The organism is Chromobacterium sphagni (genome assembly GCF_001855575.1).
Lineage (GTDB): Bacteria > Pseudomonadota > Gammaproteobacteria > Burkholderiales > Chromobacteriaceae > Chromobacterium > Chromobacterium sphagni.
Map to the genome: position 1 here is coordinate 1 of NZ_MKCS01000004.1, position 20,632 is coordinate 20,632.

At 60.4% G+C, this 20,632-nt stretch carries 19 protein-coding genes; 14 read left to right on the forward strand and 5 right to left on the reverse strand.

Annotation, left to right across the window (positions count from 1 at the left end):
* Positions 1-562: 562 nt before the first annotated feature.
* Both BI347_RS20415 and BI347_RS20420 read right to left on the reverse strand, forming a co-directional pair.
* Positions 563-1,699 carry a site-specific integrase gene (locus BI347_RS20415; protein ID WP_071114731.1) on the reverse strand — a complete coding sequence of 379 codons (1,137 nt, stop codon included), beginning with the start codon at positions 1,697-1,699 and terminating at the stop codon, positions 563-565.
* Entirely contained in the window at positions 1,677-1,940 is a 264-nt protein-coding gene (locus BI347_RS20420) for a helix-turn-helix domain-containing protein (RefSeq protein ID WP_071114740.1), read from the reverse strand. The genes BI347_RS20415 and BI347_RS20420 overlap by 23 nt, the downstream gene beginning before the upstream one ends.
* A 277-nt stretch (positions 1,941-2,217) precedes the next feature.
* On the opposite strand from BI347_RS20420, the gene BI347_RS20425 reads away from it, so the two are divergent.
* The 8 genes from BI347_RS20425 (at position 2,218) to BI347_RS20460 (ending at position 11,022) form a co-directional block, all read left to right on the forward strand.
* A complete protein-coding gene (locus BI347_RS20425; RefSeq protein ID WP_158020828.1) occupies positions 2,218-2,706 on the forward strand; it encodes a lytic transglycosylase domain-containing protein in 489 nt (162 codons plus the stop codon).
* 152 nt (positions 2,707-2,858) lie between these two features.
* Entirely contained in the window at positions 2,859-3,632 is a 774-nt protein-coding gene (locus tag BI347_RS20430) for a hypothetical protein (protein ID WP_071116925.1), read from the forward strand.
* A 139-nt stretch (positions 3,633-3,771) separates the two neighbouring features.
* A complete protein-coding gene (locus BI347_RS20435; RefSeq protein ID WP_139167275.1) occupies positions 3,772-4,542 on the forward strand; it encodes a hypothetical protein in 771 nt (256 codons plus the stop codon).
* Positions 4,539-5,273 carry a M23 family metallopeptidase gene (locus BI347_RS20440; RefSeq protein WP_071116927.1) on the forward strand — a complete coding sequence of 245 codons (735 nt, stop codon included), beginning with the start codon at positions 4,539-4,541 and terminating at the stop codon, positions 5,271-5,273. Before BI347_RS20435 ends, BI347_RS20440 begins: the two co-directional genes overlap by 4 nt.
* A gap of 64 nt (positions 5,274-5,337) precedes the next feature.
* A complete protein-coding gene (locus tag BI347_RS20445) occupies positions 5,338-6,279 on the forward strand; it encodes a hypothetical protein (RefSeq protein WP_071114737.1) in 942 nt (313 codons plus the stop codon).
* On the forward strand, positions 6,269-7,900 hold the full coding sequence (locus BI347_RS20450) for a hypothetical protein (protein WP_158020829.1): 1,632 nt from the start codon (positions 6,269-6,271) through the stop codon (positions 7,898-7,900). Before BI347_RS20445 ends, BI347_RS20450 begins: the two co-directional genes overlap by 11 nt.
* Before the next feature lie 8 nt (positions 7,901-7,908).
* Entirely contained in the window at positions 7,909-10,041 is a 2,133-nt protein-coding gene (locus BI347_RS20455) for a DotA/TraY family protein (protein ID WP_071116929.1), read from the forward strand.
* 174 nt (positions 10,042-10,215) lie between these two features.
* Positions 10,216-11,022 (forward strand): EAL domain-containing protein, encoded by an 807-nt coding sequence (locus BI347_RS20460; RefSeq protein WP_071116930.1) that lies wholly within the window; start codon positions 10,216-10,218, stop codon positions 11,020-11,022.
* Positions 11,023-11,045: 23 nt separating this feature from the next.
* Here BI347_RS20460 and BI347_RS20465 read toward each other — a convergent pair whose 3' ends face one another.
* From BI347_RS20465 to BI347_RS20475, 3 genes are all read right to left on the reverse strand, one after another.
* A complete protein-coding gene (locus tag BI347_RS20465; RefSeq protein WP_071116931.1) occupies positions 11,046-11,312 on the reverse strand; it encodes a hypothetical protein in 267 nt (88 codons plus the stop codon).
* 164 nt (positions 11,313-11,476) lie between these two features.
* Positions 11,477-12,400 (reverse strand): prepilin peptidase, encoded by a 924-nt coding sequence (locus BI347_RS20470; protein ID WP_083339085.1) that lies wholly within the window; start codon positions 12,398-12,400, stop codon positions 11,477-11,479.
* A 9-nt stretch (positions 12,401-12,409) separates the two neighbouring features.
* The gene (locus tag BI347_RS20475; RefSeq protein WP_071116932.1) at positions 12,410-13,108 is read right to left on the reverse strand and encodes a hypothetical protein; all 699 of its coding nucleotides are present in this window, start codon (positions 13,106-13,108) and stop codon (positions 12,410-12,412) included.
* A 94-nt stretch (positions 13,109-13,202) separates the two neighbouring features.
* Between BI347_RS20475 and BI347_RS20480 the strand changes: the two genes are divergently transcribed.
* From BI347_RS20480 to BI347_RS20505, 6 genes are all read left to right on the forward strand, one after another.
* Positions 13,203-14,132, forward strand: coding sequence for a hypothetical protein (locus BI347_RS20480; RefSeq protein WP_071116933.1), 930 nt, complete (start codon positions 13,203-13,205; stop codon positions 14,130-14,132).
* Positions 14,133-14,190: 58 nt separating this feature from the next.
* On the forward strand, positions 14,191-14,934 hold the full coding sequence (locus BI347_RS20485; RefSeq protein ID WP_083339086.1) for a bactofilin family protein: 744 nt from the start codon (positions 14,191-14,193) through the stop codon (positions 14,932-14,934).
* Positions 14,935-15,024: 90 nt separating this feature from the next.
* Positions 15,025-15,432, forward strand: a complete 408-nt coding sequence (locus tag BI347_RS20490; protein ID WP_071116935.1) for a hypothetical protein — start codon at positions 15,025-15,027, stop codon at positions 15,430-15,432.
* Positions 15,429-17,372, forward strand: a complete 1,944-nt coding sequence (locus BI347_RS20495; protein WP_083339087.1) for an ArdC-like ssDNA-binding domain-containing protein — start codon at positions 15,429-15,431, stop codon at positions 17,370-17,372. Before BI347_RS20490 ends, BI347_RS20495 begins: the two co-directional genes overlap by 4 nt.
* Before the next feature lie 45 nt (positions 17,373-17,417).
* On the forward strand, positions 17,418-17,819 hold the full coding sequence (locus BI347_RS20500) for a hypothetical protein (protein ID WP_071116937.1): 402 nt from the start codon (positions 17,418-17,420) through the stop codon (positions 17,817-17,819).
* 54 nt (positions 17,820-17,873) lie between these two features.
* Positions 17,874-20,543: a TraM recognition domain-containing protein gene (locus BI347_RS20505; protein ID WP_083339088.1), complete on the forward strand. Its 2,670-nt coding sequence runs from the start codon at positions 17,874-17,876 to the stop codon at positions 20,541-20,543.
* The last annotated feature ends 89 nt before the right edge of the window (positions 20,544-20,632 follow it).

Genomic DNA, 20,632 nt, shown 5'->3' on the forward strand with positions numbered 1-20,632 from the left:
CTGAACTGGTGCACTCCAGAAAGCAGGCTGAAGGAGCAGCTGCTTGAGGCTGTGGAGAAGCTCCCGGCTGGATTATAGTTAAATCCACATAAATGCCCGTTTCGTCCGATGCCAACCCAGGAAGAACCATTCGCCCGTCCAGCAATTAGCGACATAAAGACCAATGATCGTTTAGGAAGATTCAAAGTATACGTTCGCTGAGGAGCTTGTGAGCTGGAACATAGATTAGTGCCTGTTTGATCAGAATCATGGTGTCCAACCAGTTCCAATTCCTATGACATACTCTACGGTTCCTTGGCTACCACACCACAAGTGTAGGTCATCCTGTGCCCCCATTTCTCTCCGAATGTTTGCAACCATGCATTGTAAACCTTGGAATGATCATAGTAATTTAGGCAAGGAATTGAATAGTCTTGCGTGAGTTTTTTCCAGCGACCGGATTGGCAAGATCGTCCCAGATTGTAGTGCAGTGACCCTAAAACCCCATTGTTTTAATTGAATTAATTATCTTTTTTTGAATTTTTAAATGCCATTTGATTAATACTTTCTCGGTAAATTTGTCTTAAAGCGTACTGTGGCAAGCTAGGGGGTCGATCATGATGATGTGCCGCTCATCCACGCTGTCCAGGTATTGGTCGGCTGGCGGGATGGGGATGGCGTCGCGCATATTGGTCATTAGTCTTCTTAACAGCGCATCTTGCGCCAGCCGCACTGCCAGATGTTCATCCGCTGCAGTTTCCTGCAGATCGTCGAAATCCAGCAGGCGGATGGTGACGGCATCCTTGCGCCGCAGAATGAGGGCGGGGTAGGGGACCATGTGGTCTAGAACTACCTGCTTGCCTTTGTTTTTGTTGCCTTCCAACTTTCTCACCAGCTTATGCGCTTTCAGGTGGGTATAGCGCTTGAGCATGCTCAGCGATTTATGGCCGGAGATGGCGGAAATCTCCATCATGTCGAGGCTGTTCAGTTCAAACAGCCGCGAAATCGCCTCGTGGCGAGCGTCGTGGAAGTGCAGGTCTTTGATGTCCAGCGACTGGTTCATCAGCCGCCAAGTGGATTTCAGGCCTGCCGCGCTGTAGGAAAACACCTTGCCCTTGCTTTTCACTCCCAGCCTGATCAGCGCATCGCGCGCTTTCAGGCTGAGCGGCACGTCGCGTTTGCTGCCGTTTTTGGTTTCCGGCAGGTGCACCACCCGGGTTTTGAGGTTGATGTACTCCCAGCGCATGCCCAGGATCTCCCCTTGGCGCATCGCAGTCTGCAGGGCGATGACGATGATGGAGTACAACTCGGGGTTGGAGTGAGCATGCGCGTAACGCAGGATCAGTCTTTCCTCGCGCGGAGTCATTCTGCGGTCGCGGCCCGGCGGAATTTTCGGTTTTCTGACATTGGACACGGGGTTGATATCGCACAGGCCCCATTCGATGCGCGCAATGTCAAAGCAGTTGCTGAGCAGGGACATTTCCAGCCGCACGGTGGCCGTGGACAGTGGTTTTTGCGTTTTGGGATTGACCTGCGCCAGGCGTTGGTCGCGGTAAGTGGCGATGTCTACGCTGGTGATTTCCCGGGTAATGATGTCGCCTAGAAAGGAGCGGCTGATTTGGTCAATGCGGTAGCGCTCTTGCGCATATCCCTTTTTGAGGATGGAAATCCGGTCACGGTAGATGGAAAGCGTTTCTTTAAGTTTTTGGTCTGGTTCCATGTGTCTCGGTTGTCTTCGCTTGGATCAGCATGGCGAGGGCCGGGAAGGGAATGTCCAGCGCGGAGCAAAGGGCGATCAGTGTGTCCAGTGTCGGAGAGCGCTGACCCAGCTCCATCAGGGATATATAGTTTCTCGCGAGATTGGCTTCAAAGCCCAAGGTTTCTTGAGAGTAGCCTTTTTGTTTTCTGAGGTCGCGTAAAACCATTCCGAAGGCGATATTGTAGATATTCTGGCTGTTCATCCCGGCCTTTCGAATTAGGACGAAATTGTCGAGGGGGGTATGTTTGGCGTCCTCCAATTATAGTTGGAATTCTTGGCGGTAAATGTCTGCCAAGCATGCTGGATGCGGGGGCGTGATGCTGTGGGAGCCTATGGAGGGTGTGGCATGCATGGAAAATGGCGATGAGGTGGGGAAGCGCAAGATGCATGCGTTGGAGCGTCGGTTTGCTTGAGGTCATTTCCTGTTTTTTAAAAAGTTTAATATAATGATTATGATGTTAAACATAAAAAATGAGCAAATGGTTAAGCGAATCCTCCAGTTGCTGATGCTGCTAGCCTTGGCCCCCGCTGTCCGGGCCGAGGCGCCGCCGGAGCATTTCGACGTGCGGCGCACCGCCAACTGCGCGCTGGATGCATCGGGTCGCTTCGGTGTGCCCTATCTGCTATTGATGGCGTTGAAAGTCAAGGAATCCGGAGTGCAGTTCAGCAATCCTTATGTAACCGGGCGCAACAGCAATGGCAGCGTGGACATCAGCTATTGGCAGATCAATGACTTCTGGCTGCCCAAGCTGGCGCGCTATGGGATAGACCGCGCGCGCCTGTATGATCCCTGCGTCAATGCGCATGTGGCAGCCTGGTTGTTGTCGACCGAGGTTCGTCGGCGCGGCAGCTGGGAGGCGGGCATTGGCGCTTACCATAGTCCGAATCCGTCGCGCGCCAGGCCTTATGCATTGCATGTGTTGAAAATTTGGGCGGCTCTCAAGCAGGAATACCCTGGCTGGGGTTAGGTTTTCCTGGAACGGTGCGGCGGCCGCGGTGATACAAGGGGCGGTGATGGTGGAAAAGACCCTATGGCTGCCGGGAAGTGGTTCCGGAGGGGGTGAGGTATACTGCATCCATTCCGGGCTTGTGTGTATTGCATGAATGTATTGGGGTAAAGATGAATCAACAAGAATCGCTTCTTCCGGTTGAGCGCCATGAAGAAGGCCAGGAGCCGGCTGAGTCCAGGCTTCCGGTGGTGCTGACCTTTCCGGAGGACAGGCCGATCATCGGACGGGATCTGGACGCTTTCAAGGACTACTTCGGCGCGACCGTGGCGCAGGCGCTGGCGGCGCTGGGCATCCAGACGCATGGGCGGTGGTCTACCATCGTCAAGAAAAATGCCGATATGCCGGTGGATGGCGCCATCGCCAATCTGGTGCGCTGGTATGCCGCGCATCCGGAGCGTTTTCCGTTCGGTCAGGTCGACATGCCCACGCTCAGGCTGAGGTTGTCGATCAATCAGGACTCGTTTGCCCAGCTGTTTGGCCGGCGCAAGGTGGCGGTGTCGCACTGGGAGCGCAAGCAGGTCAAGCCGGAGCCGCAGGTTCAGATCATTGCGCGCGAGATGGATGATTTGCTTAAGTCGTACGAACATCAGGCCGAACAGGAGCGCGATGGATCGTTGGTGGTGCTGCAGCGGCTGTTGAGCAAGCTGGACGATATCGATGAGGACAAGAGTCTGCGCGGCAAAAGCGAGATTCTGGCGGCCATCCGCGAAACGTTGCTGATGGAAGAGAAGAATATCGCGGTCAAGCAGGAGGCCACCACTCGCAGCCTGGATATGTTGCATGAGTTCATGGACATCGCGGCGCTGAATTCATCACTGATTCCGGCGCCGCCGCCTCGGCGCAAGGGTGTGCGGCAAAAGAAGCTGCCAATCGCCGGAGAGTGATGGCAGGGCGCGCCGGCCGGCTCGGCCGGCGTGTTGCCGGAGGTTTCGTATTCTAAGTTGTAGGTGGCAAAATTTTTTTGCTGCCATTCATATAAAGTTTGATGTAGTATTCACCATAATAAACTTTTATAGGGACGGTATGAAAGCTGACTTGCTTGTGCTGCTGACGTTGGTGCTGTCGTCGGCGCCGGTATGGGCCGAGGCGGTTGGCGATCCGCAAGCCGATGCGATTGCGACGCGGGCGCTTGAGTCGACCGCAAGCGGCACGGTGGCGCGCATCCGGCCGCACAAGGCGTTTTCCGGTTTCCTGGACCGCAACGGCGCGGCAGGCGTCATGCAGGAGATGCGCGGCCGTCGGGACAAGGCGGTGATGGTGTTGAGCGGCGCCATGTACGAGGCGGGGTGCCGGAAGATGGCGGGAGAATATTTTCGCTACAACTACCAGTTTTCAGCACTGGGGAATGCGGAGCCGGCGATGGTGCGCGCCAAGTTCGATCAGTTGGCCGGCTCGGCGTCCGAGTGGTGCGTGGAGCTGGGCAGCGACGATTGGCCGGCGGCGCCGCGTTGTCGGAAACCGTCTGTAATGGCCAAGGAGAAGCAAGCGCTTTGGGATAGGCTGGAGCGGCAGGCGGAGCAGGCGCGCGCGCGCCGCAACGCCTACTTGTCCTCGATTCGCTTCAACCGCTTTGATTATGTGGCGGCTGTCACATCGCCAAGTCTGGATTTATACGACCCGGCCATGCAGAGGCCGGACAGCCCGGCCTGTGCCATTCTGGCCGACGATTTGAGCAAGGCGCTGTTCAGCCGACTGCGGCATGACGCATCCGACGATGCCTATTATCTCAGGCACCGCCAGGCGATAGGCGCCGCCCGCGAGGTTTGGCGCAAGATGGATGCTTTGGAAAAATGAAGACATTCCTGCTTTGCTTTTTTGCCGCGCTGACGGCAATTGCCGCTGGCAGCACGGCGGTGATCCTGTCTTCCGGCAGCGCGGGCGCGGATGGCATCAACTTGCCGCAGGGCGGAGGCGGCGCTGCCGGATTCTGTTTCGCCAAACCGTTTCAGGGTTCGGTGCGGGTGACCAGTCCCGCTTCGGCCGCGCGCAAGCATCCCGCGCTAGGTACCACGCGGCCGCATTACGGCGACGATATCGGCCTGCCGTCGAATACGCCGATTTATGCGCCGGCCGACGGCGTGGTGGAGCGGGTGGCGTTCAACGTCAACAGCGCCGGCAACTTCATCAATCTGAAGCATCCCAACGGCTACCTGACCCGCTACCTGCATTTGAACTCGATCGCGGTGAAAAGCGGGCAGCGGGTGCATACCGGCGATCTGCTGGGGTATTCCGGCATGACCGGCGGCAACAATACCGGCCCCAATCTGCATTGGGAGGCGCATTACCTGGTTTACAAGAATCCGTTCCCGCCAAGAGGGCCCACCGGCATGCTGTGCGGCGGCGACGTGTCGATGCCGGAACAGAGCGAAGCCAAGAGTACCGGTGATGAGAACAACACGGTGGAATGGCCCAAGGACAGCGATGCGCCCGATCCGGTATGGGATGCCTGCCCGATACAGCCGCCGCCGGTGACGAGCCAGGGCTGGCGCCTGGACGAACCTGGCCGTACGTCTAAACCCTATTGATAAAAGGTTTGATGTGATGACTATCAAACAAAAATTAAATTCACTGCCATTAAAGAGGAAAGTCTTGGTCCTGCTATTGGGGGGCGGCCTGGCGCTGGCTCCGACGCTGGCGCTGGCGGATTTGTCCAACGACATCCTGGGCAAGATACTGAACCAGGTGACCCAGATCCTGCAGCAGCAGTATCAGCAGTTCGCCGCGATGATTCAGCAGATGGACGTGATGAGGCAACAGGGGGAGGCGATGCGCGACAAGATGGGGCAAGAGTCCGACAAGAACCGCCAGCAGCAGTGCGACATCTGGTGCGGCAAGTCGCTGCCGACTCCCGGCGAGGTGCCTGCCGACGCCAACAACACCGGCTCGCCCGGCGCCGCGATGTCGGCGCGGCGCGGCATGACGGCCCAGTTGCAGGCGGTTACCGGCAATATGGCCGGCAATATGGACCAGAACACGGCGATCCAGGGCTATTACGGCGCGCTGGCGGCATGGTTCCAGAGTGCCACGCCGCAGCAGAAGCAGCAGGTGCAGCAGCCCTTGTCGTTTGCGCCTGGAGATGTCCCCTCGGCGGAGGATCGCAAGCTGGCCGACTACAACGCCAAACTCACCATCGGTCTGGAGCCGGTGCCGCCGGTTGCCGCCGGGCAGATCAAGAGCAATCCGGCGGCGCAGGAGTATGAAGCGCGCCGCATTGGCTACAACTCCGCCCAGTTGGTGGCCTACGACAGCTACCGCCAGTACGATTTGTCGGCGGAGGAGGTGAAGACCGTGTCCGATGTGTTGCTGTCCATGTCGCAGCAAACCATTGAAAACATGAACCCGGGCACTGCGATGAAGGCCCAGGTGCAATTGCTGGCCGTGCAGTCCGGCCTCTTGCTCAGCCAGTATCAATCGTCGCTGCGGCAGGAGCGCCTGCTGGCTGTGATGGCCGCCAACAATGCCCGATTGGCCATGAGCGACCGACTGCGCAGGCTGAGCCAGAGCCAGGCGGTCCAGAGCTATGCCAAGTAAGGAGGGCGTGGTGTCCGTGGCCGGATGCAAGTGGGTGCAGGGGGTGTCGGGAACGGCGCTGGCCTGCCTGCTGGGCATGCAGATGGCGCCGGGCTTGCCCGGTTTCATCGCAATGGCCAGGGCAGAGGCTTCGGCATCGTCTTACGGGCCGTCGGCCGGCCAGACGCAAGCTGAACTGGCGCAGCGGCTGCAGGCGCTGGCGCAAAGCCAGGTGATGGCCAATTACCCGATGCTGCGCGAGGCGTATGTGCAGCGGCAGCTAGCCAAGTTGCGGCAGGATGCCAGTAGTTTGCCGGACACCGAGGCAAACCAAGCCTATCGCGAGGCGGTGGGCGATTTTTCCTGGATGCGGCCGCAACTGGAGGATGCCGTCAGCCTGGATTATTACGGCATGCCGGATGCGCTAGCGAATGAGCTGGTGGCTCAGGCAAATGCCGGGTTAGTGCAGCAAATTCTGGGCAAGTATCCGCCGCAGGTGTTGACCAACATGCCCAACCAGGCGATCTCGCAAGAAATGAGCAAGATGTTTCCCGTGGTGGCCGGTCGGGCGGCGGACGCCGTGGTCTGGGGGTCGAAGAACCCCATCGTGCAATACCTGGGCAATCTGGACCGGGACTCGTTTGTGCAGTCCATGGTCAACAGCGTGGTGGACTATGCGAAGCAGCAGGCCATTGACTACTTCAAGAAGTGGATCAAGAAGATCATCCAGGAAAACATCATCACCAGGATCACTTCCGAAATCGTCAAGAACTACCCCTATATCGGCCCCTACATCAGCTGGTACCAAACCCAGAAGCAGAAACTGGACAACATCAAGCACCGCATCGACCAGATCAAGAAAGAGGCCGAGCTGTATCTCAAGAAGCTGGGTTTCGACAACGCCATGCAGCGCCAACAGGAGGACCTGACCTGGGGCAAGCAAAATCTGCCGGCTTATCCCAATAGCGATGGTTCGTCCGAGTTTGGCACTTCTGGGGGTGTGCGCGCCAATCAGCAGGTCATCGAACAGTATGCCCGGCAGGAGCGCGGCGGCTTGGCGGAGTGGTCTTACGGCGGCGACCAGCCGACGGCTTTTTACGGCTGGGTGGGTAGTTACCCGGCGGAGAGGCGTGCGGCGGTAATGCAGCCTTACGTGGTGGGTCCGCGGCTGGGGCCGGACGGCAGGCTGCAGCCTGTGGGCGCTGCGGAGCGGGAAAACACCCGCCGCAATGCCTGGCTCACGCTGGGTCTTGAGCCGAATACGCCGTTCACGGCCAAGCCGGGTACGTCCGCTTATCAGGAGGAGGTGGCGGTGCGGGCGCAGTTGGCCTCGGTAATGAGCCAGAGTTATGGCAGTTATATGGAAGGCTGGATGGCGCAGGACCGTATCACCCAGCTGGCCAGCACCATCCAGATGTTCACGCCGGCGGTGATTAACGGGCTCAGCACGGGGCAGGCCAACGGTTGCCGGGTGATGTTGAAGCAGCTGTCGACCGAGGTGCAGATGCAGACATTCCAGTCCCAGCTGCGGTTCGAGCGGCTGTTCGCCGCGTCATCCGGAATGCTGGGCAATATCGAACGCAAGCAACAACTGGCGGGTTTGAGCCAGGGGGCACCGATAGGTGCGATTAACGGTCGCTAGGAGGGGGTATGAGTGTATTGACTGAAGGAGCCAAGGGCATCGGCTTCGTATTTCTGGAACGGGTGCTGGGCAGCGATGCCTTGTCCTATTACGGCATCCACACCACCGGCGTGAATTCGGTCCCGATGACCACCGGCATGGCGCTGGCGGCCGATGTCGCGCTGTGGTTCACCCCCTTGATCACGTTCTACATCCTGGGCATGGGCTTGATCTACTCCTCCCAGGAGGGGGTGGTGCTGGGCAAGCGTTGGTCGGCGGTGATCGTGCCGCTGCGCGGTGTGGGTGGCCTGATGTTTTCCGCGCCGGTGGTGCCGGGCGGCTTGTCCGCCATCCAGGTGATGGTGGTGGGGCTGGCCTTGCTCGGCAACTATATCGGCAACGAGGCGGCCAATGTGCTGGCGGAGAAAATCTTTCTGCCCAGCAGCGGCTATGTCCATACCAAGCCGGCGTCGCTTTTGAATAATACCGAAGCGGCGGCGACCGCGTTCGCCACCATTACCGCGGCGGCGGTCTGCATGAATACCGCCAGCAATCTGGGGGCAAACGGCAGCCCGGCCAAAGCCAGTCCTGACACCGGTTCCGGCGTGACGGGGGGGGCTGTCGGCGTGGCCATGCAACTATGGGGAGTCGCCACCGGGGCTGCTGCGAGTACGGGGACGGGGATCTCCCTGTCCGACCTTTGCGGCGGCGCGCAAAACCCCAAGTCGGTGAATTCGAATGCCACTCCGAGTTCGAGCAGCACGACGGATGGTTACTCCGCGGGCCAGGCGGATTGCAATTCCGGCACCCTTGTTGGCCCATGCAAGAAGATTGAGGCTGCCAATAACACCCTGAAAGCCACGTTGTCCGCCACCTTGAGCAGGTTGGGCGGAGTGCTGGACGAGCGCACGCTGGCGCTTCTGGCGGGGACGTATCTGACGCAGATGAACAGCGCCATCGACATGGACATGACCGATGTGATCAAGGAAAACACCAAGGCGGTGCAGAAGTTGGGCTGGCCGGGGCTGGGCAATTTCTATCAGAAATATTCGTCGGTCAGCGGCGAAATCGACAACTACATCTATTATTCCGGCGAGCCGAGTTTCGACTTCAAGGACATCGGCGATGAAACCCGCGCCGGCATGGCGTTGAACGATCAGACGCGGATGGCTTTCAAGCGCGCGTTCAAGGCGTTCAATTTTTCGGTGCAGGGGGTTTTGTCCGGCATCGGCGGCTTGATGCAGGCGGCCAACGCCGGCACCGTGTCCGTATTGGGCGAACTGCAGGTGAGTGTTGAAAACCGGATACTGCGCAGCCTGCTTTTCGGCGTGGGCAACAGCGCCTACGACGTGGGCGCGTTTGATGCGGTTCAGCGGCTGGGCGGGATGTTGAACATGTTCGGCACCACCACGCTGAACATGCTGGTCTGCGAGAAGCGCGGCAGCGGCGACGGCAGCCAGTGCGACAAGAGCACCGCCAACGAAAGCGCCCAGAGCGGGATGGTTTCCAATGCGGTCAAATCGATAGCCGGCGGCGGAATGGCGGATGTCGCCACCATGATGGCCAAGACCTCGATCATGGCGGGCATGGTGCTGACCATGCTGTTGCCTTCGGTGCCGACCATCTACTTTGTGCTGATGACGCTGGAGTGGGTGATCTGGCTGGTGGTGGCGGCGCTGGCGTCGCCGCTGTGGATGATCTTTCACATGCTGCCGGACGGCGACTCGCTGGTGCACAGCCGGGCGGAAACCGGTTGGGGCCTGCTGGCCTACATCACCTTGTTTCCCTTGTTGGTGGTGTTGGGATTTTGCGCTTCGATGACGCTGTTCAATGTGGCGGTGCCCTTCGCTTTTGAAATGATGATGTCGATTACCGGATCGACGGCAATCGGCAGTGGAATGGATTTCCTGATCAAGCCCTTGTTGATGGCGGCAGTGGTGATCGGCGTGACCTTCCTGACCATGGGCTTGATGATCTCGCTGCCGCACCGAATCGCCAACTGGCTGAACATCAATCCGCAATCGGACAGCTTGCAGGAGGGCAAGAGCCAGCTGGGAGTGGTCAATGCGCCCAAGCTGACCGACATGTCCGGCGGCGCTGCCGGTGTGGGAGGCAGCGTCTGGAAGGGCGGGTTGGGCAAGGGTGTGAAGTCTGGCAAGTAGAACCGGCTTTGGCCACGGCGGCTTGCGGCGCTTGCCGCGGAGCCGTCGCTGTCGATTTTCCGGCCTCATGTGCCACAGGATGCGTGGCCGGCGTCATCTTGGATTGCATGGCTGTACTTGTTGGAACTGTTTCGAGACTGTAAGGCGGATTGCCGATGATATTGCCGGAGATTCATGAGCATGCATGATCAAGCGCACAGCGTCCTCACGCAGGAGAACCTGGTTGTTGCCTTGCGCAACCGCGAGTTCAGCATGCATTACCAGCCGCAGCTCAGTTGCCGGACCTCCCGGATTGCGGGGGCCGAGGCATTGATGCGCTGGGATGGTGTGGGCGGCGGAGGGGCGGTCAGTCCGGCCAGCTTCATTCCGCTGGCGGAGCAGAGCGGATTTATTGTCGAGCTGGGCGATTGGAGCATGGCCAGCGTCGTCCGGACAATGGCCGCGTGGCGGGTGGGGACGGGTTTGCCGGCTGATTTCCGTCTGGCGATCAATTTATCCGGGAGGCAGATTGTTCCCGAGTTGCCGGGCAAGGTGGAAAAGCTGATTCTTGAGGCCGGACTGGAGCCAGCCTGCATCGAGCTGGAAATCACCGAGTCCTACCTGTTTCATGACTTGCCGGCGATGGTGGCGGTTACCCGGCAATTGAGAAGGCTTGGAGTGCGAGTGGCAATTGACGACTTCGGCACGGGTTTTTCGGTGCTGGAGCATCTGCGCCACATTCCGGCCACCACCATCAAGATTGACTGCAGCTTCACCCGCCAGATGCTGGAGATCGAGCGCGATCACATCATCATGCGCAACCTGATCCGGATGGTGCGCGATCTGGGAATGGAAAGCGTGTGCGAGGGCGTGGAAACCATGGCCCAGTTGGAAGCGGTCAAGGATATGGGCGCGGACTACTGGCAGGGTTTCCTGTTTTCGCCGGCTTTGCCTGGTTCCGAGTTCCGGAGCCTGCTGGACGCCCCGGACTTTGATTTCTGAGGCATTCCGCTGCTTGTGGCTTCTTAGCGGGACGTTGGTCCCAGGTGCTCGATCTTGTCGGAGCTGAGCGTGGATTGCTTCCCCATGTCCGGCATGGCGGAGCGCTGTGGGAAGTGAGGCAGCAGCGTGGCCACGATGATGCCATTGCCATTCACCACGCGCACCGCGCCGCGAGTATGCACCGGCAAGCCCTCCATCGATTGCCGGCGCAGTTGCTGCATCTTGCCAATGCAGCTTGCTTCCGTGCCTTTGAGTACTACGCCTACATCGTCTTCGATATGCCAGGTCATTTGTTTTTGTTGTGAATTTACTGTTTACACCTAACAGATGTTACTGATATTTTAAACGCATTGGCATGCGTAGATATACTTAAACCGGTATTTAAATTTAAATGTCATTTGCAAATTGTATTTATAATTATTTGTTATTTATGAGGGCGCTGCGGCCGATGGGTTTACGCCAGCGCCAGATACCAGTTTGTAATTTCTTTTCCCCATAGCAAGCCTGCCACGCCGCCTGCGATCAGATAGGGGCCGAAAGGCTGTACCTGCTCCCGGCCTATCCGTCCGGAGCGGATCAGGGCGATGCCGATCACGGCGCTGCTGATAGAGCCCAGCGTGATGATCAGCGGCAGTGCCGTCCACCCAAGCCAGGCCCCCATTGCCGCCACCAGTTTGAAATCCCCGCGACCCAAGCCTTTCTTGCCTGTGCATAACTGAAAGACCGCTGCGATCAGCCACATTGCCAGATATCCGGCCATCGCGCCGATTACCGCATCGGCAAGCGGAGTCAGCAACTGGAACAGATTGGCTAGCAAACCCAGCCACAGTAGCGGCTGCGTCAGGCAGTCGGGCAGCAGCTGGCTGTCCAGGTCTATCAGCGCCAGCGCCAGCAACAAGTAGAGCAGGATCAGGTGCGCCAGGGTGGTGGCATGAAACCCCGTGCGCCAGCCGACGGCTGCGAAGATCAGTCCGACGGTTAACTCCACCAGCGGGTAACGGAGACTGATCGCGCTGCCGCAAAAAGCGCAGCGTCCGCGCAGCAGCAGATAGCTGAAGATGGGAACAAGCTGCCAGGCCCTGAGCGTGTTTTGGCATTCGGGGCAGTGGGAGTGAGGGTGGGACAGGCTGAGCGCGGGTTCGTCGCGAGCGGGCAGGTCCATGGCGTCGGCGCATTCCTGCCGCCAGGCTTGTTCCATCATCCTGGGCAGGCGGAACGCCAGCACGTTCAGAAAACTGCCCAGCAGCAGGCCGATGACGAGCAGGCTGCCGGCGGCCTGGGCTGCGGCCGTGCCTTGCAACCCCAGCCAGCTGAAGACGAGCAGCAGGATGAGCGCCGCGCCTCCCAGCGCGAGCGCGCTGCGTTTGTCGATTCGCATCAATTGTCCTCAAGGGCGGAACAGGCCGGGGTAGGGCGCGCTGTACAGGGGCAGCGCGGCGCCGGTGTCGGTGTAGGTCATGTTGCCGTTCAGGCAGGTCTTGAGCAGCGTATTGTCCAAGGCAAACTGGTAAAACGGTTTCTGGCTGCGGTTGGCGAACATCAGCTCGCCGCCGCTGCCCAGCGTCTCCCGCATTTGCTGGCTGGATTGTTCCATGCCCAGGCGGCGGTCATTGAACAATGCCGAGCCGGACTGGAACATGATGGCCGGCAGGTTGTCGAGACTGGCTTGTCCCTTGGCGATGCCCTTTTCCCAGATGTCGTACCAGATGGCTGACATCCAGATGCGGCGCACGCCGTCGCAAACGTCCGGGGTGGGAATGCCTCGCGCCTGGAACACCGCTTTTTCGCCGACCTTCCAGTACAGGGTTACCGGGGCCTTTGCCGTGCCGTCGGCCAGCAAGGCCAGTTTGGCGAAGCCCAGGCCAGCCTGTATCCGTCCCTGGCTGGTGATGAAGTTGGCGCGCCTGGCGCGCTGGGGCTGGTCCTCAAGCTTTTTCCGCAGGTTGATCTTGGCCATGTCCACCGCGCGCAGGCTGGCTTTCACCAGAATGTCGCGGGCCTCGGCGTAGTTGCGCGGCGCTTGCGCGCGGTAGGGAATGGTCATCGGATTGGTGGCCGGAATCGCCGGAGCGTCGAAAAGCGGCATCTCTTCTCGCTATAAAGTTTGATTTAATAGGTACTTCAATATAACATAGTTTTGAGAAATCGGATTAACCAATTCCCAATGGTGAGGTGGCGGAATGAGTGGAGCACATGATTTTGGCGATGCGGAAAGCCTGGCTCTGGACGAGGATAGGCTGAGTTTCGAGGATGAGCCGCCGGTTGCGCGCAATGCCAGCCGGGTTGCGGCGGCCTCGGCGCATCAGGATCTCAAGTTTGACGACGAGCCCATGGACTCGCCGCAGCCCGCGCCGCCCAAGCGCGACACCAAGCGCATTGCGTTGCTGGTTTTGATCGGCGGCGTGGTGCTTGTGATGCTGACCAAGCCGTTGTGGCAAAAAGCGCTCAGTCCGCAACCGATAGAAGAGTCCGCGCAATCGCCCGCCATGCGATCGATCGAGCCCATCAAGCCTGCGGCCATGACAACTCCGGCGCAGCCCGCCCATCCGGTTTCAGTGGCATCGTTTGGCGCTGGCGCAGCTTCTCAGCCTGCCGCGCCCGCCCAGTCGCAGCCAACCCTGCTGACCTCTGGCGGCAGCGCGGCGCCGTCGCCATTGATCGCGCCGCAGGCGGACGCGGCGGCGGAATCGCCGGAGCCGGCATTGCTGGCGCCTTCGGCCAAGAAAACCGCGTTGAGCCGCGAACAGCCGGCGGTGTCCGGCGACGCCGATGCCTCGCAGCCGAAGGCGGCAGCGCCCGAAGAAACCCTGGAGGCCAAAGTGGCGCGGCTGGAAAAGGAAGTGAAAACGCTGCGGGCGCGCAACCGCCAGTTCGCGCAGGCGAAGGGGAGTGGATCCGGCCATGCGCAGAAAGCGCGTGCCGATGGCGGAAGCGGCGGCAGCAAAGTGTTGGGGATGTCGTCCACCTCGGTGTGGGTGAAGAAGGCAAACGGCGGCACCGCGGAACTGCGCGTGGGGGATCATTTCCGCAATGGGGAAGTGATCCAGAGCATAGACCAGCAGTCGCAGGTGGTGGAAACGGACCGGGGCCGCTACAAGGTCAGTTTCTAGGCCAAGAGCGCGCGGCGGGAAAAGGTTGTTCGCCGCCTGACATTCAGAGGATCAAATCATGCGTAAATTCTTCGCGAAAATGCTGTTGGGCAGCGATACGCTCAACAAGCTTCATTCCATCCGCCAGTCCGAAGCGCTGGATGAGGAGGCGGGCAAGAAATCCGAAGACGCCGGCCTGGCGCCTTCCAGGGTCAGTTCTCCCACGATCACGCGCGAACAGATTCGTTCGCTGATCGAGATCGACATGGAGATCCACGGCGATATCTTCATCGGCCGCGGGGTCAAGATTTCCGGCCGGGTGATGGGCAACCTGATTCCGAATGGCTCCATCGATGATTGCGATCCAATCGTCATAGTCAGTCAGGGTGGAGATGTTTGCGGCGACCTGCATGCGCGGGTGGTGGTGGTGGCGGGCAATCTGGACGGCGACATTCATGCCGACCATGTGTTGTTGATGCCGACAGCCAAGGTGAATGGCACGGTCAGCTACCGCCATACTTTGCGCCAGGATATCGGTTCGGCGCTGTCCGGCATGGTGAGGCGGGTGGACGCTATCGCGCTGCTGGACCAGCCGCCGCTGCCGGGAGAGGCGGCGCGGGCGGCTTTGGAGCATACCGCAGCGGCCAGGATGGATGCCATCCCGGTTTTGCCGGTGGAGTCCGATGGCGTGCTTGCCCCTCTGGTGAGGGCGGTGCCTGTCGCTGTGCCGCAGGATACGACGGAAATCGAAAGCCTTTACCGGGGATTGGATGTGGGGCGTGACAATCATTCCGGTGCCCGCGCGGTGGCGGCCAGCGCATGAGTGTGGTTGCGTGAGCCGCTGTGGTTTTTTGAATTCAATTTTAAATAGTTATATTTTAATAGTAATTTAAATATAATTTTTGAGATGATCATGAAGAGTGTTGAGCTGACTGCCTGCCGCAGCGAGGGGTTTGCCCCGCGAATCCCGCAGGATGTGCTGCTGCAGCCGGACCTGTTGGAAATGGGGCTGGCCGGCGAGCTGCCGCCGGAAGCGCGGGACGAGGAAGAAGACGCCCGCTGGGCCTGCCTGCCTTTTCTGCAACTGGCCGTCGAACGCATGTGCGTGATGGCGCTGCTGGCCGAGGATCATGAAGTGGATTTCTCGCCGCTGGATGGCGAAGCGCTGCCGCAGATGCGGCGCAAGGCGGCTGATCCAGTATTTTCCCGTGCGGCGGAGGACTATCTGGCGGCTTTGGCGACGCTGGGTTCGATGAGCGGGCGCGATGAAGGCGAGCTGCACCGCTCGATTGCCGGTTTGTATCGGAGGGGAGGGCGATGATGGCTATTCACCCGACCAGCCGGCGCGCCTATGCGCAGGAGGCGGCCCGGAGGATCCAGCAACAGCTGGAAAGCGTCGGCCCAGAACAGTTATTTGCCAGTCTGCCGGCTTGCTCGCGCCACTTTAATCCACACACCGGAACGGTTTACCGCGGCATCAATCATTTGCTGCTGCAGGCTGCTCTTCCGGTTGGTTCTGGCGACCCGCGCTGGTTAAGCTACAAGCAGATACAGAGGTTGGGGTTGAGACTGGCGCCGGGCGCCCGCGCCGGCTTGCTGGTTTTTGCCCGGCCATTGCCGGAGCCGGCAGGCGGGCAGCCGGCTTTTACCCTGAAGGGATGTTCGGTATTCAATGCCGCGCAGATTCTGGGGCTGCCGCCGCTGATGCAGCCGCAGCGCCTGGCGCAAGCCGGCGGCGGGCAGCTGTCGCACCTGGTAGGCGCCATCCTTGGCGAATTGGGCGTACGCGAGGAAACGGGCGGGACCGCTGCGATCTACGATCCCATAGGCGAGATCATCCGGGTTCCGCAAGCCGGCTATTTTCGCAATATGCGGGAGTACCATGCGGCCAGGTTGCGCAAGGCTGCGCAATGGGCGGCGCACAGCGAGGATAGGCCGCGGTCTCAGAGGCGGCGGCCGCATGCGCCCGAGGATCCGCTGGAGGAGTTATGGGCGCATATCGTCTCCGCCATCTTGATGGGAATGATCGGTTTTGGCGCAGACATCTCGCCAGACTCACGCCAGTTAGGCGCATCGATTCCATTGCTGCAGGGAATTCGGGAAATCGGCTTCATGGAGTGGTTCCATGGCGCGCACCAGGTGGAGCAAGTGCTGGACTGGCTGGCCCAGCTGTCTCCGACCTTGTCTCGCCTGCTGGAGATCGAGCAGCAGCTCATCCATGGCAACCTGCTGTCCGCTGGCGACGCCCCCCCAGTTTTCACGCCGCAACCCGCCGCGGCGGCGCCGGATGAACAGCCTGCGGGCAATCCTTCTTCCGATGATGCCGAGTCCGCGCGGGAAATGGCCCGCGAGGCCGGGCGCCATGCCTTGCTGATGGACGTTGCCCTGTTGACGGCGCCGGAGCTGGCGCATCAATTGGCCGGCCATTTCGGAGTGCAAGAGGTGCTGGCCGAGATCGATGCCGCCATCCACGACCGGTTCCAGAATTGGGCGCAAGGCGCCATCCTGGGGGGAGAGTTTGATGGTCTGCAACTCAAGGCCAGCGAGCTGTTTGGCGCATTTTTGCAAGAACGCGAGAGCGATGTGCTGGGCTTGTTGGGAAAGGGGGGCGAATTGCAGCGGCAGGCGCGGATGGCCGGGGCGCTGGATGCGCTTTCCGCCGTCGCTAGCGGACCGAGCATGAAAATGGTCGCGCCAGATGCGGGCCAGCCTCCGGCCACGGCGGCGCGCGAGATAGCCATCCAGCCTTTCCGCGACGACAAGGGCGGATGGCTGAAGGTGGGGCACCAGGACGTGATCGAATTGGGCTTGGTGCCGCAACTTTCCGACGAGGATTCGCGGATGACGCCCAGCGCCGTTTATCTGGCTTTTAGGGAGAATGCCCCGCTTTGCGACGCTCAGCGGCTGATGGATGCTGTGGCGGCGGCGGGCTGGAAAATCCAATTCCTGCCCTATGTCGAATCCCGGGACTCGCAAATACGCAGCTATGCCAGCTTTTTCGCGCCCTTGGTGGGTTATATGCCCAAGATCGGCGACAAGCTCAAGCTGGTGGAGGGCGTAGCCAGCATCAGCAGCAAATCCAGCAGTGGCGGCTGGGTTGTCAGCTTCGACGATGCCAGCAAGCAGAGGGCGCTGAGCAGCGGCAGATTCTACGATTTCATCGAAGCGGTCATCGAGGGAGACTTCATCGGCCATCCCGCCGCCGCGCCATCGTCCAAGGCCGCAAGGCCAGCTTTGGACGATGCTTCGCTGTGCTTCTAGCGGCGTGGTTCCCGCAATGTTTTGTTCAATCCGACTGGTGCCGTAATGGAAGAGGAACTCAAAAAACTGGAAAGCGATCTGATCGCGATGATGGATGACCGCTTCATGGGAGTGGAAGACTCGCTGGCCAGGCTGATCAATTTGGGCGAGCAGCACCAGAAGGCGCTGTCGTTCAGCGAAATGACCGTGCAGCGCTTCCTGCCGCAGTTCGGCATGTGCGTGATGATCTGCTCCGCGCTGATCGTCGTGCCGGTGGCGGCTGGCGCGTGGTATGCGCAGGAGGGCAAAATCAGGCAGCTGCAGGTCCAGGCGCGGGAGGCGCAAGGCAGTGCGATCAAGTCCAGCGCCTATGATCGGCTGTACCAGGCGGCGGAGCCCGGCCTCAAGTTGCGCATGCAGAATGCCGTGCGGCAAGTGGCTGGCCAGACCGGCGAAACCGGCCAATAAGGAAACAGGATCAAGTCTGGCAATGCGAATCATATATTTGGATGGGGAGATCTGATGGCAACCGCGATGCGTCGAAGTCAGGTGGAGCGGGATGTCGTTCCACTGTCGCACAAAGTGCTGGGCTGGCTGCGCCGACAGGAGCCGGGTTTCCTTACGGGCTTGGGAGTGGTTTACCTGCTGTGTCCGATTTTTCCGCTGCTCACGCTGGCATTCGCCGGCGCGGCGTTGTTGATGTCGCGCAACAGGGTGATAGACCACCCCAAGGGGCCGTTCTGGAAGCCTGTCCCCGGCGGCGACAAGAAGTTGGCCTGGACCCGGATGGAGGGGCCGCCGGACCGTGGCGGAAAAGGCGTGTGGTGCATGGGCAACGCAATGGACACCAAGGAGGAGATCTGGGTCAGCGACGACACCATGCGCGTGCACGCCACCTTGTTCGGCACCACTGGCGGCGGTAAGACCGTGGCGCTGGAGGGACTGATCTGCCAGGCGATAGGCCATGGCTCCGGGGTGATCATGGTGGATGGCAAGTCCGACCCGAAAACCTGGTTTGACATCGTCACCATGGCCAAAATGTATGGGCGCGAGGACGATCTCCTGGTGCTGAACTTCATCTCGTCCACCGGTTACGAGAAATTGGCCATCCTGGACGAGGATGACGCCGACGGCGCCAAGGATAAGATGGATCTCTTGGGGCAGATCCATTCCAATACCTTCAACCCCTTCACCTATGGCTCGGCTGACACCCTGACCGAACTGGTGACCGGGCTGATGCGACCGGACGGCGGCGGCGACGGCGCGATGTGGCGAGGCCGGGCCGAGGCGATGATACGCGCGCTGATGCGTGGCCTGGTGGCGATGCGCGATGCCGGCAAGATCACCCTGTCGGTGCAGGCGCTGCGCGACTACATGCGGCTGGACAAGCTGGGCGAGCTGGAAAGCGACGAAAGCATCCCGGGCTATGCCCGCGAGCAGCTGACCGGCTATCTGGACGAGCTGCCGGGCTTTCGCGAGGCGATCAACGCCAAGAATAACGATCCGGCCGCTTTCGATACCTACTGGGAACAGGCGAGCAAGCAGCACGGCTTCCTCACCATGCAGTTCACCGAACTGCTGGGTCTGCTATCCGGCACTTACGGCCACATTTGCAATGTGGAATGGGGCGATGTCGATTTCCAGGACGTGGTCTACAACCGGCGGATCCTGTACGTGATGTTGCCCGCGCTGGAAAAGGCGCCATCCTCGCTGGCCAACCTGGGCCGCCTCACCGTGGCGGGCATCAAGAACGCGCTGTCGGTATCGCTGAAGGCGCAACTGACCGGCAGCAAGCAGGAAATCGTCGATTCCCGCCCCACCAACTCCGATACCGCGCTGTTGGCCATCATGGACGAATACGGTTCCTACGCGGTGGAGGGCTTCGGCGACGTGGCGGCGCAGGCGCGTTCGCTGGGCGTCAGCGTGATCTTCGCCGGCCAGGATTACCCGTCGTTCAAGAAAGGCTCCGAGATCGAGGCGTCGCGCATTCTGGCCAACACCGGCATGAAGATCTTCTTGAAGACGGAAGACCAGGAAACCGCCGACATCGCCATCAAGCGCGCCGGCCAGGGGGTGTATGCCTGGGCCGGAGGCAAGCGGCAGTCGGAGGGTTCCGATAGGCTGGTCGACACCGGCGATGCCAGTTATCGCGAGGAAAACCGGCTGACCTATCTGGATCTGGTGGACATGGCGGAGGGCCAGGCCTGGTTCATGAACCGCAACCACCTGATCAAGATGAACACCTTCTACGTGCAGCTGGATGGCGCGGTGACCAAGGACGCCAAGCACAATACCCTGTTCCCGCTGGGTAATGACATGTCCAAGGCGCTGGCGGCGGACAAGATCATGCAGGATGTGATGGGCGTGGCCGAGCCGGGCAAATCCGGCGATGCCATGATGCGTTTCAAACGCCGCATTTTTGATGACGTGGAGCAGTTGTTCCGGATGGCGGAGCAACGCGAGATCCCCGCCGATTCGGCATCAGCCAGGCCGCAGGCCGCGCAGGCGGCCGGGGCGTTGGAGGAGGATGTGTTCGTGCGCATCTGCGATCTGCAGGCCGAGCACGGCCTCCTGATGCGCGCCGCGGTAGTGGCCGGGCTGGCTGACGGCATGCTGGCGGATGTGCCGATGGCGGATCGGATGGCCGAGCGCGAGGAGGCCGGGCTGGCTGCGAGGCTTCTGCCGGAGGAGATGGCCGAGTATGCCGGCAGCTTGTTGGAGCAGGCGATGCTGGAGGGGGGCGAGCCTCTCCATGTCGAGGCGGGGGGGCGCGACGAGGCGCCGAGCGCCTCTTTGCCGCTCACCGGCTTTTCCGCCGCCGCCTTTTTCAATGCCACCGATACCGGCGATGCGCCACAGGAGCCGCCGGCCGAGAGTCTGGATCTGGCCGAGCTGGCAGATTTCTTCGGCGCCCCAAGCGAGGCGCAGCCGGAACTGCAGGGGGACGAGTCCGGCTCCGATCCTTACTTGGGCGAGGTGTTGCTGGAGTGCGAGGCGCTCGCGGTCGAGCATGGTCTGCTTGAGCAGGCCATGCGCGTCGATGCCGCGCTGCTTGCCATGCTGGCCGCTGCGGAGCGGGGGGATGGCGCGATGGATGAAATGGACCAGCAGGTCGGATATATCCTAGGTAGCGAAGACGCCGGCCAGTTCCTGGAGCTGCTGTTGGTTGAGGCGGAAGAGGAGCGCGTGTAAGCATAGCTCTATCCGTGAGTGGAAAAGGGCGGCGCCTGCATTGCGTGGATGCCGCCGTTTTGTTTTCCAGCCATCGGCTCATGCGGACT

What these genes read in the sequence shown, in the direction of transcription:
- BI347_RS20495 (WP_083339087.1), top strand. Translation starts at nt 15,429, where the DNA reads ATGATGGCTATTCACCCGACCAGCCGGCGCGCCTATGCGCAGGAGGCG.
- BI347_RS20475 (WP_071116932.1), bottom strand. Translation starts at nt 13,108, where the DNA reads ATGCCGCTTTTCGACGCTCCGGCGATTCCGGCCACCAATCCGATGACC.
- BI347_RS20435 (WP_139167275.1), top strand. Translation starts at nt 3,772, where the DNA reads ATGAAAGCTGACTTGCTTGTGCTGCTGACGTTGGTGCTGTCGTCGGCG.
- BI347_RS20420 (WP_071114740.1), bottom strand. Translation starts at nt 1,940, where the DNA reads ATGAACAGCCAGAATATCTACAATATCGCCTTCGGAATGGTTTTACGC.
- BI347_RS20485 (WP_083339086.1), top strand. Translation starts at nt 14,191, where the DNA reads ATGCGTAAATTCTTCGCGAAAATGCTGTTGGGCAGCGATACGCTCAAC.
- BI347_RS20465 (WP_071116931.1), bottom strand. Translation starts at nt 11,312, where the DNA reads ATGACCTGGCATATCGAAGACGATGTAGGCGTAGTACTCAAAGGCACG.
- BI347_RS20470 (WP_083339085.1), bottom strand. Translation starts at nt 12,400, where the DNA reads ATGCGAATCGACAAACGCAGCGCGCTCGCGCTGGGAGGCGCGGCGCTC.
- BI347_RS20460 (WP_071116930.1), top strand. Translation starts at nt 10,216, where the DNA reads ATGAGCATGCATGATCAAGCGCACAGCGTCCTCACGCAGGAGAACCTG.
- BI347_RS20415 (WP_071114731.1), bottom strand. Translation starts at nt 1,699, where the DNA reads ATGGAACCAGACCAAAAACTTAAAGAAACGCTTTCCATCTACCGTGAC.
- BI347_RS20455 (WP_071116929.1), top strand. Translation starts at nt 7,909, where the DNA reads ATGAGTGTATTGACTGAAGGAGCCAAGGGCATCGGCTTCGTATTTCTG.
- BI347_RS20430 (WP_071116925.1), top strand. Translation starts at nt 2,859, where the DNA reads ATGAATCAACAAGAATCGCTTCTTCCGGTTGAGCGCCATGAAGAAGGC.
- BI347_RS20450 (WP_158020829.1), top strand. Translation starts at nt 6,269, where the DNA reads ATGCCAAGTAAGGAGGGCGTGGTGTCCGTGGCCGGATGCAAGTGGGTG.
- BI347_RS20440 (WP_071116927.1), top strand. Translation starts at nt 4,539, where the DNA reads ATGAAGACATTCCTGCTTTGCTTTTTTGCCGCGCTGACGGCAATTGCC.
- BI347_RS20425 (WP_158020828.1), top strand. Translation starts at nt 2,218, where the DNA reads ATGGTTAAGCGAATCCTCCAGTTGCTGATGCTGCTAGCCTTGGCCCCC.
- BI347_RS20490 (WP_071116935.1), top strand. Translation starts at nt 15,025, where the DNA reads ATGAAGAGTGTTGAGCTGACTGCCTGCCGCAGCGAGGGGTTTGCCCCG.
- BI347_RS20500 (WP_071116937.1), top strand. Translation starts at nt 17,418, where the DNA reads ATGGAAGAGGAACTCAAAAAACTGGAAAGCGATCTGATCGCGATGATG.
- BI347_RS20480 (WP_071116933.1), top strand. Translation starts at nt 13,203, where the DNA reads ATGAGTGGAGCACATGATTTTGGCGATGCGGAAAGCCTGGCTCTGGAC.
- BI347_RS20505 (WP_083339088.1), top strand. Translation starts at nt 17,874, where the DNA reads ATGGCAACCGCGATGCGTCGAAGTCAGGTGGAGCGGGATGTCGTTCCA.